Here is a 16873-nt window from a genome sequence, read left to right as displayed (position 1 = left end):
GGCGAGGCGGATCACTCGATCTGCCAGCGGGCGATCAAGGCTTCACGACGGCGGATCGACGCCACGGCATCGCCGCCCATCTCGTGGGCCATGTGGGACAACAGCATTTCGATCACCACGAACAGGCTGCTCATGGGATTGAAGAAGAAAGGCCCCTCGGCGGAGGCGAGCAGTGTCATCTCGGTCATCGTGGCCAGCCGGGCGGAACCGTGATTGGTCAGTGCCAGCAGCTGCGCCCCCTGTTCCAGCGCCTGCTGACAATAATCGACGCTGATCCGGGTCTCCGGCCGATAACTGACACCCACCACCAGATCCCCCTCCCCCAGCTCTCGTACCGCCTCGAGATTGAGGCCGCCCAGCGAATCGATCAGACGGACGTCGCTGCGCAGGTAGCCCAGATAATAAGAAAGATAATGCGCCCCCGCGAAGCAGGCGCGCTGACCGACCACATGCACGCGACGCGCCTCGATCAGCGCTCGCGCCGCCTGCTCCAGCTTTGCGTCATCGAGCCCTTCGGCCGTTCGCGAGAGATTGCCCATCTCCTCCTGCCACAAGGTCTGCTGCTGAACCGGGTGATCCCCCTCGCTCGGCACCTGACCGAGATCGAGCAGACGTTCGGCGCGGGTGGAATAGAACGCCCCGTTGGTGGCATCGGCACGGAACAGCGCCTGGAAGGCCTTGAAGCCGGTCAGCCCCAGCGCGTGCGCCAGGCGAGTCAGACTGGAGGCATTGACGCCATGCTGCCGGGCCAGTGCCGAAATGCTCAGCGTCGCCGCCGGTTCCGGGGCTGCGAGCAACTGCTCCAGCAGCTTGAGGCCGCCCGGAGTCAACCTTGGCGCCTGAGCTTCTCCTCGGCGCGCGGCAATCGAGAGCGCCTGCAGGGCAGCTATCGATGTGGGGGGCGTGTCGAAACCATCGTGATCGGCCATGACCAGTCCCTCTTTTCCAGTTTTGTGAGGTTATACCTTTGCCCAGATATCGGCAAATATATTTTCAAAACAGGAAATATATTTGCCGAGCTGGGTTCCGATTCAACGCGATGACGATTCCGATGCAACGCGATGACTCAGCCCGCTGCCTTACACGGGTCACAAGCTATAGAGTACGCGTAAACGACACGCCTGGAGACGCTCATGAAACGATGGTTAATGGCCGGTGCGCTGATGGCAGGCGCCTTTCTCGTGACGAGCGCCGTGTTCGCGGCGGACGACGCCGCCCGCCCGGACGGCGGAAAGAACCCAGCCAACCCGCTGATCACCGACAAATGGAACTTTCGACCGTTGGTCGTGGTGACACCGGACGCGGGGCAGCCGGCCTATCGGCACCTGCGGCAACAGCTCGAAGAGACACGGGGAGCGTTCACCGACCGTGACATGCTGCTTTACACGGTCGAAGGAGACAGCGGCACGCGCCACGGCCAGCCGATGACGCCCTATGAAACTCGGGCGCTGCTGGAGGCACTGGGCGTCAGCCCCGATCAGGGCGTGACGACGATCCTGATCGGCAAGGATGGCGGCAAGAAGGTTCAGCTTCGAGGCGACGTCGACCTGGAGGAGATCTACGCCACCATCGACCGGATGCCGATGCGCCGGGCGGCCGAAAAGTGATCGGCCACCCGGTGCATGGATGAGCGCTGGCGGCTAGCGCCAGCGCGCAAGCTGGCGCAGATAGCGCGTTCGTGCCTGATGCGGGGTGACCGGGGAGAGTCTGATCGTCGTGCCGGGGGCGCACTGCCCCAGCCGCGCGCAAGCGATAGGCGACAACGCACCGAGACGCGGATAGCCGCCAATGGTCTGGCGATCGTTCAGCAGGATGATCGGCTGTCCGTCCGGCGGCACCTGGACGGCGCCGAGCGGAATGCCTTCCGACACCATCCCGCCCGCCTGGCAGCGCAGCACCGGGCCAGTCAGTCGCACGCCCATGCGATCGGCACGGCTATCCACCTGCCAAGGCTGATTGAAGGCGGCAAACAGGCTGGCGCCGTCGAAGTGGGCGATCTGTGCCCCGGTGACCAGCTCGAGCACGGCCTCGTCTGTCGGCATGGCCGATAAGGACGGCAGCTCCCGCACCGGCTCGCCCCTCTGCGGCGTCGACGATGCCGCGACCAGACGGTCTCCAACCTGGATCGCACTGCCCCGGCCATCGAGACCGCCCAGCTGTTCGCGAGCCACCGTCGACAGGCTGCCCATGAAGGGCACCGCGTCGATCCCGCCCGGCAACGCCAGATAGGCGCGTAGCCCGGCCCTCGGCTGATCGAACGCGAGAACCTGACCCTGTTCGAGCGTGAAGCTGCCGTTGGCCGCCAGCGGCTCGCCGTCCCGCGTCGCGCCGAGATCGGCACCGGCGATGGCCAGTCGCAGCGTCCGTTCCGCCTTGAGCGCGAGCCCGCCGATGGTAATCTCGATACCGGCGGCGTCCGGCGCGTTGCCCAGAAGCCAGTTGGCCCATCCCAGCGAAATCCAGTCCAGCGCCCCACCCTGGGTCACGCCAAGATGGCGACAACCGAAGCGTCCCGCGTCCTGCACCAGGGCCAGCGGCCCCGTACGCTCGACGACGAGTGACGCCTGCGTGGGTTGCGTCGGGTTTGGCGTTCCGTTTCGTGCAGTAGTTGTCGTAACCTTCTGCGTGGTCGTCCGCGTCGCCATCAGCGCTCCTCCAGCGGCGTGGTATCGCCGCCCTGTTCGATAAAGGCTTCGCGACTGATCGGCTCGAAGCGCACTCGGTCACCGGGCCGGAAGAGGCTGATTTCGTCGCGATCGCGGTCGAACAGCTTGACGGCGGTACGGCCGAGAATGTTCCACCCGCCCGGCGAACGCATGGAGTAGATGGCAGTCTGGCGCTCGGCGATTCCCACGCTGCCTGCAGCCACTTTCTGGCGCGGCGTCTTCAACCGCGGCGTGGCCAGCGCCTCCTCGATCATGCCCATGAACGCATAACCGGGAGAGAACCCCAGCGCGAAGGCGCAGTAGTCGCGGCTGGTATGGCGTCGCACGATCTCGTCGGTATCCACGCCCAGGCGCTCGGCGATCCTCGGGAGTTCAGGACCGACGCTGTCGTCGTACCAGACCGGGATACGATGCTCCCGCCCGGCCTCGGTCGAAGCCGGCTGCAAGCCGTGCAGGGCCTGCTGGACCCGCCTTCTGGCCTCGATGTGGGACAGCTGCTCGATGTCGTAATGCACCAGCAGCGTGGTGTAGGACGGTACCAGATCGATCAGCGCCCCGCCGAGGCCTTCGCGCAAGGCGTTGTCGGCGGCCAGGATCCACGGCATGTGCGCCTCGTCGATGGCGTCGAACAGCCTGACGATCAGCGCATCCATACCCACCGTTTCCATTCGAAAAGAGGGCGAAAGAGCGGGGGAAGGCGATTGGCTCATGCGTCGGCTCATGCTTCAACCAGCTGCTGGAAGGCTTCACGGATGGCTTTGACCGCTGCGACCGATTCGGCATTGTCGCCATGAACGCACAGGGTATCCGCCGGCAGATGCAGCTTGCTGCCATCGCTTGCCGTCAGCGGCTCGCCTTTGGCCAGCGCCACGGCCTGATCGACGATGGCGCCGCGGTCGTGATGCACGGCCCCCGGCAGGCGTCGCGACACCAGATGCCCCTTGGCGTCATAGGCTCGGTCGGCGAAGGTCTCGAACCATAGCGTCACGCCCATTTCCGCCGCGAGTGCGCGTACCGGCTCGGGATTGGCGGTCGACATCACCAGCAGCGGCAGCTCGCGATCGTAACGGACGACGGCCTGCATCGCCGCGCGCAGCAGATCCAGGTCCGCAGCCATGTCGTTGTAGAGCGCGCCGTGCGGCTTGACGTAACTGACCCGGGTGCCTTCGGCGCGGCAGAAGGCTTCCAGCGCTCCGATCTGGTAGAGCATCAGGTTCTCGACTTCCTGCGCCGAGCAGGCCATCGAACGGCGGCCGAACCCCACCAGATCGGGATAGCCCGGATGCGCGCCGATCCTCACGCCGTTGACCACCGCCATCGCCACGGTCTTGCGCATCACGTCAGGATCGGAGGCGTGAAAGCCGCAGGCGATATTGGCGCAGTCGACGAAGGGCATCGCCTGATCGTCGAGGCCCAGCGCCCAGTTGCCGAAACTTTCACCCATGTCGCAGTTGAGCAGGGGCACGCGCATCGCTTCACCTCGTGTCGTTGTTGTCAGAGCGTATCGTCGTTGTCAGAACGTGTCGTCGTTGTCAGAACGTATCTTTGTTGCAGGAACGTACCGTCGATATAGGCACGCTGCCGGCGGGCAGCCTCATGGCACTTTAAGAAACCGCTGGCGAAAGGGTCCAATCGTTTTTCGCGATGCGCAGTATCGGCGCAATCTTTCATTCCGCCCGTATGGCGCGTGCCGGTGCCCCTTGAGAGTTGACGTCGACGCCGGCGCGCCGAAGAATCAGCCCTCCTCGAATGCACCGCACGGGAAGGCACAGGGCCCGAATCTACCGAGAGAATCTGCCATGTTCGATTTCAAGGAGCTCGAAGCCTTCGTCTGGGTCGTCAGGCTAGGCTCGTTTCGCAAGGTAGCAGCGCGCCTGCATCTGACCCAGCCTTCGATCTCTGATCGCATCACTCGTCTGGAAACCGCGGTCGGCGAGTCGTTGCTCGATCGCGGCGCGCGCCCGGTACAGCCGACACTGCGCGGCCGGGAGTTCTACGTCCACGCCGAACGCCTGCTGAACAACCGCGAAGAGGCGCTGCAGCTGTTCCAGAATCAGGAGGATTTCTCCGGCACGCTGCGGCTAGGCGTGATCGAGACCATCGCCCACAGCTGGTTCAGCACGTTCCTGACCCAGCTGGCCGAGCGGCATCCACAGCTGACCATCGAGCTGACCGTCGATATTTCGCCGTTTCTGCACCAGCGCCTGGCGGACAACGACCTCGACATGATCTTCGCCATGGATGGCGTCGCGCCGGGGCTATCGGTGACGCAACTGCCGCTGACCACCTACGAAATGGGGCTGTTCGTGGCGCCGCAGCACGCCGAGCACCTGCACCATGGCGGCACACGCGCCATGTCCCGCCTCCCGTTCGTCTCGTTCAGCAAACTGGCCCGCCCTTACAGCGAGCTCGTGACCTACCTGGCCGAGCTGGGCATCGACGACCCCAAGATCCACTGCGCCTCGACGCTGATGACCATCGCCCGCATGAGCATCGATGGCGTCGGCATCGGTTCGCTGCCCGTCTCCACCGTGTCGGATGCCTGCCAGCGCGGCGAACTGTTGCGACTGGAGCTAACCGTGCCGTTGCCCGCGATGGTCTACAACGCGATCTGGCGCACCAGCAGCTATCCGAGCTTCTGCCGTGGTGTCACCCAGCTCGCTCAGGACTGTGCCGCCCGCTACGCTCGCGACCATGCCGATGACGAGCCCCAGGGCAAAGTGAAAGTCTGGCCTGATAGTTAGAATAAGAATTAACGATTTGACGCCATCGCCGGCCAACTTGAAGAATGCAGATGTTCAATGTCTTGCACCTTTTGAATACCAACCTCTATCAATAACAACTCGAGGCCTGTCGATGCGCACACCCACTCTCTCTCTGTTGACGATTGCCATGGCCGGTTCACTGGCCACTGCGACGCCGGCTCTCGCCGCCCAGTGGAATCTCGCCTCTCCTTACGGAGACGCCAGCTTCCACACCCAGAACACCAAGCAGTTCGCCGAGGACGTCACCGAAGCGACCGACGGCGAGTTGACCATTACGGTCCATAGCGGCGGATCGCTGATCAGCCACGCCGAGATCAAGCCCTCCGTGCGCCGCGGCACCGTCCAGGCAGGCGAGATTTTCCTCTCCACGCTTTCCAACGAGTCGCCGATCTACGAAGTCGACACCCTTCCCGGCCTGGCCGGCAGCTACGCCGACGCCTACGACCTATGGCAGGCCTCCAAGCCGATCATCACCGAGCTCTTCGCCAAGGAAGGATTGATGCCGCTGTACGCCGTGCCGTGGCCGGCACAGGGTATCTATACCGACTTCGAGCTGACCGATGCCGCCCAGTTCGATGGCCTGCGAGTTCGCGCGCCGAACATCAATACCCAGCGTTTCGTCGAGAACTTGGGCGGCATTCCGACCCAGACCGAGGAAGCCGACATTCCCACCGCGTTCAGCACCGGCCGTGTCGACGCCATGATCACTTCCGTCTCTACCGGTAAATCGATGTCCGCGTGGGATTACGTGTCCAACTACAGCGATGCCAATCTGTGGCTGCCGAAGAACATCATCTTCGTCAACAAGCGCGCGTTCGACCGCCTCGATGACGCCACGCAGAAGGCCGTTCTCGACGCCGCGGCCAAGGCAGAGCAGCGCGGCTGGCAGTTGAGCAAGGAAGACAGTGCGCAGAGCGCCGAGACGCTCGAGTCCCGCGGCGTTACCGTGAGTGAGCCCAATACCGAGCTCAAGCAGCAGTTGCAGGCTGCCGGCCAGCAGCTGTTCGAGGACTGGCAGTCGCGTGCCGGCGACCAGGCCAAGCAACTGGTCGAGCGCTATCGCGAGCGTCAGGCCCAGCAGGGCCAGTAACACCGGCTCTTTGCGCCTTTTCAGGTTCATCAGGCCCATCGATGATGGGCCTTACTGGCTACTCGCAACCCGTGAGCTTCCGTGATGACGTTCAAACTCGATCCGCTCTACCGGCTGGGCGCCTGGGGCGCCGCAGCGTGCATGCTGGCGATCTGCGGCATGGTCACGTTTCAGGTGCTGCTGCGCTGTCTCGACGCGTTCCTGGTGCTGGTCGGCGCCAGCCGCCTCGGCTACGAGATCAGCGGTGTATCGGAAATCGCCTCCTATCTTCTGGTCGGCGCCACCTTCCTGAGTCTTGCCTACACCTTCACCCATTACGCCCACATTCGCGTCACGCTGGTCATCGACCGGCTGCCGGCGGCAGCCAGAGCCTGGTGCGAAGTGGCATGCCTGACGATCGCGCTGGCGCTCGGCGCGCTGCTCGGTTGGGAGGTGATCGGCCTGGTTCAGGAGAGCCTCGATTACGGTGACGTCTCCTCAGGGCTGATGGCGATCCCGCTATGGATACCCCAGACCGTCCTGATGATCGGCCTGGCCCTGCTGTGCCTGGCACTGCTGGAAGCCCTGCTGACCACACTTCGACAAGCGGTGACGGCGCCCTCGCGCTATGTGGCCCCCGGCGACAACGACGGCTTTGGCGACAGTGACAACTTCGGTGGTGAATGACCCCGCCGCTCGCTAACAACGTCTTTAACGAGACAACCTGAACCGAGGTACCGACTCGTGCTCACGCTCAGTCTTGCAACGCTTTTCACTCTGGCGATTCTGCTCGGCGGCGGCGTGTGGATCGCCTTCGCCCTGCTCGGCACCGGCTGGATCGCGCTGACCGGCTTCTCGAGCTTCGAGGTCGGCCCCATTCTCGCCTCCGACTTCTGGGGTGCCAGCTACGGCTGGGATCTGACCGCCCTGCCGATGTTCGTGTGGATGGGCGAGATCCTGTTCCGCTCCGGACTTGCCGACAACATGTTCCGTGCGCTGTCGCCCTGGCTCAACCGCCTTCCCGGGCGGCTGTTGCACTCCAATATCATCGGCAGCGGCCTGTTCGCTGCCGTCTGCGGCTCCTCCGCGGCCACCTGCGCCACCGTCGGCAAGATGACGCTGCCGGAACTCGAACGCCGCGGCTACAGCGAGACGCAGGCGATCGGCACGCTGGCCAGTGCCTCCACGCTGGGCCTCTTGATCCCGCCCTCGATCATGATGATCGTCTACGGCGTGGTCACCGAGCAGTCGATCTCGCGTCTGTTCATGGCGGGTATCGGCCCCGGCCTCCTGCTGCTGGCGCTGTTCATGATCTATCTGGTGATCTGGTCGCTGACCGCCGGCAAGCATGGCGGCGCGGGTCATGCGGAAGCCCCGATGCCCTTTCTCGACAAGGTCAGAAACAGCTGGCGCCTGATCCCGCTGCTGGTGCTGATTGGCGGCATTCTCGGCAGTATCTATGGCGGCGTCGCCTCTCCCACCGAAGCCGCCGCCGTGGGCGTGGTGCTGTCGATGCTGATCGCGCGCTGGAACGGCCATTTCGACAAGTCGATCTTTCTGGAATCAATGTTTGCCGGGCTGCGGACGTCATGCATGATCGCGTTCATCATCGCCGGCGCCTCGTTCCTGTCGTCGGCCATGAGCTTCACCCAACTGCCGACCCAGCTTGCCAGCACCATTGCAGCGATGGGACTGTCACCCAACGTGCTGCTGGTCATGTTGACCCTGTTCCTGCTGGTACTGGGCTGCTTCCTCGACGGGATCTCGCTGATTCTGCTGGTGACCTCGATCATCATGCCGCTGATCAACGCCGCCGGTATCGACCCGATCTGGTTCGGCATCTACCTGGTGATCGTGGTCGAGATCTCCCAGATCACGCCACCGGTCGGCTTCAACCTGTTCGTGATCCAGGGACTCACCGGCAAGAACATCTTCACCATCGCCAAGGCTACGCTGCCGTTCTTCCTGCTGATGCTGTTCGCCATCGTGCTGATGCGGGCGTTCCCGGAGATTGTGTTTTATCTGCCACAGGCGATGAACGGCTGAAGCCGCGAGCCGCGAGCCGCGAGCCGCGAGCCGCGAGCCGCGAGCCGCGAAAGTCAGCATGTGCTCGTAGCTCGTAGCTCGTCGCCCGTAGCCCGTAGCCCGTAGCTCGTAGCTCGTAGCTCGTAGCTCGTAGCTCGTAGCTCGTAGCTCGTAGCTCGTAGCTCGTAGCTCGTCGCTCGTCGCTCGTCGCTCGTAGCCCGTAGCCCGTAGCCCGTAGCCCGTAGCCCGTCAGACTACTCGACGAAATCCTCCACCGTATGCCGATACCCCAGCATCAGCGAGTCGGCGACGTGGCGGAACGGGCTGATATCGACGTCCGAGCGGCCCTCCGCAATCAGCGCGGCAAAGCGTTCATAGAGCCCGGCGTACTCCGCATCCGGGCCTTCTTCCAGCAGTTCTCCATCGATCAGCAATCGTCTGCCGCCCGCTTCCAGCGTCAATCGACCGGCGTCGGTATCGACGTGGATCTCCCAGGTCGGCGGGGTGCCCTGCTGGCGAAAATCGAACTCGGCGTGGATCGGCACGTTTTCGCCGTCGACGAAATCCAGCGAGGCGGCAATCGGCGTCTGGCAGTTGCCGGGCACCTGCAACTGGGCGTCGACCAGGTGAAACGGAGTCGGCAGGATCGCGGTGGCGATCGACAGTGCGTTGATGCCGGGATCGAACACGCCCATGCCGCCGGGCTGCCAGATCCACGCCTGCCCGGGATGCCAGACCCGCACGTCCTCCTTCCACTCGATATCGACGCGGCGAATCTGACGCTCTGACAGCCAGCGCTTCGCTCCCGCCACGCCGTGGGCATGGCGGGAGTGCCAGGACGCGAACAGCGTCACGCCATGGCGCTCCGCGTCCTCGCGCAGTGTCTCGATTTCGGCCAGCGTCGCCGCGGGCGGCTTTTCCAGCATCACGTGCTTGCCGTGAGCCATCGCCAGGCGCGCCTGGGCGGTACGTACACCGGCAGGAGTGCAGAGCGAAACCGCGTCGATCTCCGGGCCCTGGTCGAGCAGCGCTTCGAGGCTTTCGAAATTCGCTACATCGGGCACGGATGCGTTAGGGCTGGCGACGGCCGTCAGTCGGAAACGGGCGTCGCCTTGGATTGCGGGATGATGCTGATCGCGGGCGATCTTGCCGTAGCCCACGATCGCGAGACGAAGGTTGTCCATGGCAGGTCCTTATGGAAAACAGCCCAGGGGTCAAAAAGCCGCTTTCCAAGGGAAAAACGGCCCTGGCAATGCTCGCTCAGCGCAGCAGATAGACGATGACAGCGGTGAGCACCGAGACGATGGCGATGCCGATCATGACATCGCGGGGAACCCGCTCCAATCCCTCCTTGGCGATGACAGCGATCCGCGCATCCTTCTCGGCGGGACGATCATGGCGACCCAGGCGCGTCATCCAGAACCAGGTGAACAGCGCCGTCGCCGCGAACAGGATACCGCCGATGATGGTGAAGTGGATCGGCAGCACGCCGGTTTCCACCAGCACGAACAGCACCGCACTCAGCGCGTGCCCGCTGGCCAGACCGCGCAACGCCGCCGACGCCCCCAGCGACTTGACCCACAGCCCCATCAGGAAGGTCGCCACCAGCGGCGAGGCGACGAAGGCGAACACCTGCTGCAGATAGGCCCAGAGTCCGGAAAAGTACTGGATCATCGGCCCCCAGAGCGCGGCGATGGCGGCAAGGATGAAGGTACAGACTCGGCCCCATTTGGCCAGCTGGGCATCGCTGAGATCCGGCCTGGCCGGCTTGATGAAATCGAGCGTCAACAACGTCGCCGATGAGTTGAGCGTCGAGGAGAGCGTCGACATCAGCGCCGCGATCAGCCCCGCCAGGATCAGACCCGTCAGGCCGGTGGGCGTGAACTCCTGAACCATCTTCGGATAGACCTGATCGGGATGTTCCAGACCCGGCAGCAGCGGCACCACCATGGCGCCGGGGATGGTCATGATGAAGATCGGCAGCAGCTTCAAGGCCGCTGCGAACACCGAAGCGCGCCCTGCCGCCTGGATGTCCCGCGCGCCCAGCAGACGCTGAACGACGTACTGGTTCATGGACCAGTAGTAGAAGCCGACGATCGGCACCCCGGTGAGCAGCCCCAGCCACGGCACGCTGGGATCGTCCAGCGGGCGGATCAGCGACAGCTTCTCCGGGCTCACCGCCTCCTTGACGTTCGCCCAGCTGTGGTCGAAATGACCGAAGATGATCCAGGTCATCGCCGCCGAACCGCCGATCAGCACGCACGCCTGCATGACGTCGGTGTAGACCACCGCACGCAGCCCGCCGAAGGCCGTATAGATGCTGGTGAACAGCGCCAGCAGCGCACAGACTTCCCAGAGGTTGGTACCGGGAATGAAGGTGGTGACGATCAACCCGCCAGCGTAGAGAGTCCCGGCGGTATCGAGGATGATCGACAAAAACAGCGTGATGACCGAAAGGTACTTGCGCAGCCGCGAGTCGAAGCGCCGCTCCATCAGCTCCGGCATGGTGGTGACCCTGGCCCGCATCAGCACCGGCAGCACGAAGATCGCCGTGAACATCAGCACCACGCCCGCCATCCACTCGTAGTTGGCCGCCGAGATGCCGTGCTGATAGGCCGCGCCGGGCAAGCCGATCAGCGTATCCGAGGAGATATTGGAGGCAAACAGTGAAAAGCCGATCGCCATCGGGCCCAGGGTCCGCCCGGCCAGGAACAGCTCTTCCGGGGTGGTCTTCCCTCGGGCGGTCTTGTAACCGATGAAGGTGACGATCAGAAAATAGGCCGCGATGACCGCAAAATCCCAGAATTGAAGATCTTCCATGAGCGCGTTCGCTTTTGATCTGTGGTTGTTTTGGCGAGCGATGGCGGCGCGATGACACCAATGGCCATCCGTCGCGATGACGCCCGTTCAGGCGTTCACGATGTAAAGGTTAGTCAGCACACGGTCGAAATTCCATTTCCGGACAGCGGGTTGCATGACTCGAGAATGCAAAAGGCGCCCGCCGCATGGTCGACGAGCGCCTTGGCATAGCCAGATCACCGGGGATGACTTGCCCTGTAAGTCATACGAAAAACACGACCAATGTCTAATGCGGATTACTGGGTAAAGAAGCCTCCAGCACTCTTGCCACGTGCAGCGCTTCTCGTCCGGCGCCATCGAGGATCTGGTGTCGGCAACTGGTGCCGTCGGCCACGATCCAGGCGTCCTCCCCGGCCTCGCGAACCGCCGGCAGCAGCGAAAGCTCCGCCATCTTCATGGACGCATCGGCATGCTCCGCTTCGTAGCCGAAGCTCCCCGCCATCCCGCAGCAGGAGGAAACGATCGCCTCGACCTCGAGCTCGGGAATCCAGTTCAGAACGGTCATCACCGGCGTGAAGGCATCGAAGGCTTTCTGATGGCAGTGACCATGAACCTTGGCCCGCGACACGGCGAGCGGCGCCAGATCCAGCGCCAGCCGTCCGACCAGCTTCTCTGTCACCAGGAACTCCTCGAACAGCATGGCGGCCTCCGCCAGCCGAGTGGCTTCCTCGCCAAAACCATAATGAAGGAATTCGTCACGCAGCGTGAGCAGGCAAGAGGGCTCCAGCCCGACGATCTTCACGCCCCGTGCCACGAACGGCATCAGCGCATCCAGCGTGCGACGCGCTTCCTGCCGGGCGCGGTCGACACGCCCGGCGGCCAGGTAGGTCCTGCCGCAGCAGAGCGGCCGCTCCCCTTCGCGAACGTTGAAATGCACGCGGTAGCCGGCGGCTTCCAGCACCCGCCGCGCCGCGCCGGCGTTATCGGCTTCGAAATAGTTGTTGAAGGTATCGACGAACAGCACCACCTCGCCGACGGGAGATTGGCCAGCACGAGATGAGTCCGTCGTCACGCGTCGCGCTGATCGCAGGTAGTCCCCGCCGAAGACCGGCAATGAGCGCGCTTCGGCAAACCCCAGCCAGCGCTTGGCCCGCCCACCCAGCCATGTCACACGCTCCAGCCGAGAGGCAACACTGCCGACATGACGCATCCAGGGCGCGTAGCGCGGCAGCTCGGACACCAGCCGGTCTCGCCATCCCAGCCCCCGCTCCCTGGCCCGTGCGGCACGCGCCTCGATCTTGAACTTGGCCATGTCGACGCCGGTCGGGCAGTCGCGCTTGCAGCCCTTGCAGGAGACGCACAGGTCCAGCGTCTCGGCGACTTCGTCGCTGGCCAGCCCTTGGTCGCCGATCTTTCCCGACAGCACCAATCGCAGGGTATTGGCGCGGCCCCGTGTCAGGTGGCGCTCGTCGCGACTGATCCGATAGCTCGGGCACATGGTGCCGGCGTCGAACTTGCGGCAGTGGCCGTTGTTGTTGCACATCTCCACGGCCTTGGCGAGACCGTGCGCCGGATCGCCGCCACTGCCGGGTTCACCCAGCTCGCCGCTCAGCGGGTCGCGGGTCACGTTCCAGGCCGACCAGTCCAGTTCGGTCGACACCGGAATGATCTGATGATCGGCGGGAAATCGGAACAGCCGGGCATCGTCCATCCTCGGCGTATCGACGATCTTGTTGGGGTTGAAGCGGTTGTCCGGGTCGAACAGCCGCTTGATCTCGCCAAAGGCGGCGTTGAGCCCGGCACCGAACTGCCACGCCACCCACTCGCCGCGACAGATGCCGTCGCCATGTTCTCCCGAGTAGGCCCCCTTGTAGCGGCGGACCAGTTCCGATGCCTCCTCGGCGATGGCGCGCATCTTGGCGGCACCGCCACGGCGCATGTCGAGAATCGGCCGCACGTGCAGCGTGCCGACGCTGGCATGCGCGTACCAGGTGCCCTCGGTGCCGTGGCGATGGAAGACGTCGGTCAGCTGCTCGGTATATTCCGCCAGATGCTCCAGCGGCACGGCGCAATCCTCGATGAACGACACCGGTTTGCCGTCGCCTTTCATGCTCATCATGATGTTGAGACCGGCCTTGCGCACGTTCCACAGTGCCGACTGTTCGGCGCCGGTTTCCAGCCCGACGACGCTGTCCGGCAGGCCCAGGTCGCCCATCAGGGTCTTGAGCGCTTCCAGCTGGCGCAGCTGCGAGTCGCGATCCTCGCCGGCGAACTCCACCAGCAGCAGCGCATCCGGGCGTCCGATCAACGACTTCTCCACCGTCGGCCGGAATGCCGGGTTCTCCAGTGCCAGTTCGATCATGGTGCGGTCGACCAGCTCCACCGCGGCGGGGCCCAGCTTGACGATATGCTGGGTCATGTCCATCGCCTGGTAGAAGGTCGGGAAATTGACCACCCCGAGCACCTTGTGCACCGGCAACGGCGACAGTTTCAGCTTGAGTTTGCGGGTGAAGGCCAGCGTCCCTTCCGAGCCGATCAGCAGGTGGGCGAAGTTGGCCCGGCCTGCGGCATCGTAGGGAATCGGGTTGCGGCAGTCGAACAGATCCAGGTTGTAGCCGCCGACCCGGCGCAGCACCTGCGGGTAGTGCTCGCGGATCGCCGCCGCCTCGCGTCGGGCGATGGCCGATACTTCATCCGCCAGCGGTGCCAGAGCCGAGCCGGGCGCGATCTCGTCGAACCAGCCGAAATTCACCGTGTGCCCGTCCGCCAGCGTTGCCTCGAGCCCCAGCACGTTGTGGACCATGTTGCCGTAGCGGATCGAGCGCGAGCCGCAGGAGTTGTTGCCGGCCATGCCGCCGAGCGTGCACTGCGCCGAGGTGGAGACGTCCACCGGGAACCAGAGTCCATGGGGCTTGAGCCAGGCGTTGAGATGGTCAAGCACCACGCCGGGCTCGACCGTGACGGTGCGCGCCTCGACGTCGAGTTCGCCGATGCCGATCAGCCAGCGGCTGGTGTCGACCACCAGCGCCTCGTTGACCGTCTGCCCGCACTGGCTGGTGCCGCCACCACGCGGCAGCACCGGGGCGCCGACATCCCGCGCGATATCCAGTGCCAGCGCCAGATCCTCCTGATCTTTCGGCACGACGACGCCCAGCGGCATGATCTGATAGATCGAAGCGTCGGTGGCATAGCGTCCTCTGGACCCGGCATCGAACGCCACTTGGCCTTTCAGTTCACGACGCAGCCGACTCTCGAATTCGCTCATGGCGGCGGCTCTGGGCTGTATCGTTTTCCGTTGCAGCGCCTCCTTTTGCCTTCCAACAGGGCTTTTCGGCATCACGCTCATGGCGATCTCCTCTCAGGCGCGAACGGCACCAGCCTGTGGCTGGGCCGTCGATTCACCAGTCGCTGGCTTGCGGGCCGCGGGCGTGCCGGGGGCCGGGTTGTCGGCGAAGAAGTCCAGCGCGGCCTGTACGCCGCTGCCGAACAGTTCGACCCCGCAGAGCTTGAGCCCCGCTTCGCAACCGCCGAGGGTGGCGATCAGCGTCAGATCGTTGCAGTCGCCGAGATGACCGATCCGGAACATCCGCCCCTTGGCTTTGCCGAGCCCTGTTCCCAGCGACAGGTCGAAACGCTCGTAGATGGTGCGGCGCACCTCGTCGGCATCGATCCCTTCCGGCGTGACCACCCCCGTCAATACCGGCGAATAGAGCGCCGGCTCCTGGCACTGGATCTCCAGCCCCCAGGCGTTGACCGCACGACGGACGCCTTCGGCCCAGCGTTCGTGTCGGGCGAAAACCTGCTCCAGCCCCTCTTCCAGCAGCATGTCCAGCGCTTCGTTCAGACCGTAGAGCAGGTTGGTGTTCGGCGTGTAGGGCCAGTAGCCATTGGCATTGGCGGTGAGAATCTCGTCCCAGGCCCAGAAGCTCTTGGGCATCGTCGAGCGCTGGCTGGTCTCGATCGCCTTGGGCGACAGCGCGTTGAAACTGATCCCGGGCGGCAGCATCAATCCTTTCTGCGAGCCGGAAACGGTGACGTCGACACCCCACTCGTCGTGGCGATAGTCAGCACTCGCCAACCCCGAGATAGTATCGACCAGCAGCAGTGCCGGGTGGCCGGCGGCATCGATGGCCCGGCGCACGGCGGCGATATCGCTGGTGACACCAGTGGACGTTTCGTTGTGTACCACGCACACGGCTTTGATCCGGTGTTCGTCATCCTGACGCAATCGCTCCTCGATGAGCTGCGGCTGCACGCCGTATCGCCAGCTCTGCGATGCCGGTAGCGCGAGAAATTCCGGCTCGAGCCCGAGTCGAAGCGCCATCTGCTTCCACAGTGTGGCGAAGTGCCCGGTCTCGAACATCAATACCGAGTCGCCGGGACTCAAGGTATTGGAAAGCGCCGCCTCCCATGCGCCCGTCCCCGAGGCCGGGTAGATGATGACCGGATGTTCGGTCTTGAAGATCTTCTTGATCTTGCCCAGTACCTCGAGCCCCAGCTCGCCGAATTCCGGGCCTCGGTGATCGATGGTGGGCAGACTCATCGCCCGCAGGATGCGATCCGGTACGGGGGAAGGCCCTGGGATCTGCAGAAAATGGCGGCCAGAAGGATGTTGATCGAGCTTGAGCATGGCGGCATCTCCAGGAGTGAAGCGGAAAGCCGCCCCACATGGTTTTTTGCATTCATTACGCAATATGCCGAATAATCGCTTGCCGACAAACCTCGACATAAGTCGCAAGCCGTCGCGACACGGTATTGCATCGCTCCCCACCGATGCGACTCGATGGAGCAGTAGCCAGCGCCGAACGCTTGCGATAGAAAGAAGGAAAGACCTAACTGGGTTCAATGCATGCAAACGACCGATGACACCATACTCGATACCACGGCACGGCCGCTGCGTATCCAGCGCGCCGCCCTGCACGACAAGATCGTGGAACGTCTCCACGACCTGATTACCGAAGGTGGCCTCGAGCCCGGCGAGCGCATCAACGAACGTGAACTGGCGGATCGGCTGGCGGTCTCGCGCACGCCCTTGCGGGAGGCGCTGCGCGTGCTCGCCGCCGAAAAGCTAGTGACGATATCCCCTAACTACGGCACTTTCGTGACCCGCATGACGCGTCAGGAAATTCGCGACACCTTCGAGCTGATGAGCGCGCTGGAGCGCTTTTCCGGGGAACTGGCGTGTCTCCGTGTCACCAAGGAAGAGCTGGCCGAAATTCGGGCAGCCCACGAGGCGATGCTGGGCCACTGGCAGCGCCAGGACCTACCGGCTTACTACCACGCCAACCAGCGCATTCACGACCTGATCAATCGCGCGGCGCGCAACGATGCCCTGCGCCAGACCTATCTTTCGCTCAATCGGCGCCTTCACCCGCTGCGGCTCTCGTCCAACCGGACGGAAGCCAAGTGGCGCAAGGCAGTGGAGGAACATCGCGAGATGATGGCCGCGCTGGACGCTCGCGACGGAACGCGCCTCGGCACGCTGATGGAGCGTCACCTGCTGGAAAAGCGAGACGCCGTGCTGGCCGACTGGAAGGACACGGAATAGC

At 64.1% G+C, this 16873-nt stretch carries 14 protein-coding genes; 6 read left to right on the top strand and 8 right to left on the bottom strand.

The features are described 5' to 3' along the window. Window positions 1–11: 11 nt before the first annotated feature. Window positions 12–929, bottom strand: a complete 918-nt coding sequence (locus R5R73_RS06355) for a MurR/RpiR family transcriptional regulator (protein ID WP_071232605.1) — start codon at window positions 927–929, stop codon at window positions 12–14. A gap of 204 nt (window positions 930–1133) precedes the next feature. Here R5R73_RS06355 and R5R73_RS06350 point away from each other — a divergent pair, with 204 nt between their 5' ends. Further along, window positions 1134–1607 (top strand): DUF4174 domain-containing protein, encoded by a 474-nt coding sequence (locus R5R73_RS06350; protein WP_322529183.1) that lies wholly within the window; start codon window positions 1134–1136, stop codon window positions 1605–1607. A gap of 33 nt (window positions 1608–1640) precedes the next feature. On the opposite strand, the gene R5R73_RS06345 is transcribed toward R5R73_RS06350, so the two are convergent. From R5R73_RS06345 to R5R73_RS06335, 3 genes are read right to left on the bottom strand one after another with little or no spacing between them, the layout of a single operon-like run. Beyond that, entirely contained in the window at window positions 1641–2645 is a 1005-nt protein-coding gene (locus tag R5R73_RS06345; RefSeq protein ID WP_322529182.1) for a biotin-dependent carboxyltransferase family protein, read from the bottom strand. After that, window positions 2645–3376 carry an allophanate hydrolase subunit 1 gene (locus R5R73_RS06340; protein WP_322529181.1) on the bottom strand — a complete coding sequence of 244 codons (732 nt, stop codon included), beginning with the start codon at window positions 3374–3376 and terminating at the stop codon, window positions 2645–2647. The genes R5R73_RS06345 and R5R73_RS06340 overlap by 1 nt, the downstream gene beginning before the upstream one ends. A gap of 8 nt (window positions 3377–3384) precedes the next feature. Beyond that, window positions 3385–4137 carry a 5-oxoprolinase subunit PxpA gene (locus tag R5R73_RS06335; RefSeq protein ID WP_322529180.1) on the bottom strand — a complete coding sequence of 251 codons (753 nt, stop codon included), beginning with the start codon at window positions 4135–4137 and terminating at the stop codon, window positions 3385–3387. A gap of 328 nt (window positions 4138–4465) precedes the next feature. Here R5R73_RS06335 and R5R73_RS06330 point away from each other — a divergent pair, with 328 nt between their 5' ends. The 4 genes from R5R73_RS06330 (at window position 4466) to R5R73_RS06315 (ending at window position 8546) form a co-directional block, all read left to right on the top strand. Then, the gene (locus R5R73_RS06330) at window positions 4466–5410 is read left to right on the top strand and encodes a LysR family transcriptional regulator (RefSeq protein ID WP_322529179.1); all 945 of its coding nucleotides are present in this window, start codon (window positions 4466–4468) and stop codon (window positions 5408–5410) included. A gap of 112 nt (window positions 5411–5522) precedes the next feature. Beyond that, entirely contained in the window at window positions 5523–6521 is a 999-nt protein-coding gene (locus R5R73_RS06325; RefSeq protein ID WP_322529178.1) for a TRAP transporter substrate-binding protein, read from the top strand. Window positions 6522–6605: 84 nt separating this feature from the next. Further along, window positions 6606–7187 (top strand): TRAP transporter small permease, encoded by a 582-nt coding sequence (locus R5R73_RS06320; RefSeq protein WP_322529569.1) that lies wholly within the window; start codon window positions 6606–6608, stop codon window positions 7185–7187. A 57-nt stretch (window positions 7188–7244) separates the two neighbouring features. Further along, window positions 7245–8546: a TRAP transporter large permease subunit gene (locus R5R73_RS06315; protein ID WP_322529177.1), complete on the top strand. Its 1302-nt coding sequence runs from the start codon at window positions 7245–7247 to the stop codon at window positions 8544–8546. A gap of 233 nt (window positions 8547–8779) precedes the next feature. Here the strand turns inward: R5R73_RS06315 and R5R73_RS06310 are convergent, their stop codons facing one another. The 4 genes from R5R73_RS06310 to R5R73_RS06295 all read right to left on the bottom strand — a co-directional run bounded on the left by R5R73_RS06310 (window position 8780) and on the right by R5R73_RS06295 (window position 15954). Further along, on the bottom strand, window positions 8780–9709 hold the full coding sequence (locus R5R73_RS06310; protein ID WP_322529176.1) for a Gfo/Idh/MocA family oxidoreductase: 930 nt from the start codon (window positions 9707–9709) through the stop codon (window positions 8780–8782). A gap of 76 nt (window positions 9710–9785) precedes the next feature. Then, window positions 9786–11345, bottom strand: coding sequence for a sodium:solute symporter family transporter (locus tag R5R73_RS06305; RefSeq protein WP_322529175.1), 1560 nt, complete (start codon window positions 11343–11345; stop codon window positions 9786–9788). A gap of 265 nt (window positions 11346–11610) precedes the next feature. Next, a complete protein-coding gene (locus R5R73_RS06300) occupies window positions 11611–14589 on the bottom strand; it encodes an FAD-binding and (Fe-S)-binding domain-containing protein (RefSeq protein ID WP_322529174.1) in 2979 nt (992 codons plus the stop codon). A 93-nt stretch (window positions 14590–14682) separates the two neighbouring features. After that, window positions 14683–15954 (bottom strand): pyridoxal-phosphate-dependent aminotransferase family protein, encoded by a 1272-nt coding sequence (locus tag R5R73_RS06295; RefSeq protein WP_322529173.1) that lies wholly within the window; start codon window positions 15952–15954, stop codon window positions 14683–14685. A 219-nt stretch (window positions 15955–16173) separates the two neighbouring features. On the opposite strand from R5R73_RS06295, the gene R5R73_RS06290 reads away from it, so the two are divergent. Beyond that, a complete protein-coding gene (locus R5R73_RS06290) occupies window positions 16174–16872 on the top strand; it encodes a GntR family transcriptional regulator (RefSeq protein WP_276232235.1) in 699 nt (232 codons plus the stop codon). The last annotated feature ends 1 nt before the right edge of the window (window position 16873 follow it).

Source organism: Salinicola sp. LHM (assembly GCF_034479735.1).
GTDB classification, from domain to species: Bacteria; Pseudomonadota; Gammaproteobacteria; order Pseudomonadales; family Halomonadaceae; genus Salinicola; species Salinicola salarius.
The sequence above is the reverse complement of the archived record's forward strand: the minus strand, read 5'-3'. Positions and strand labels throughout refer to the sequence as shown.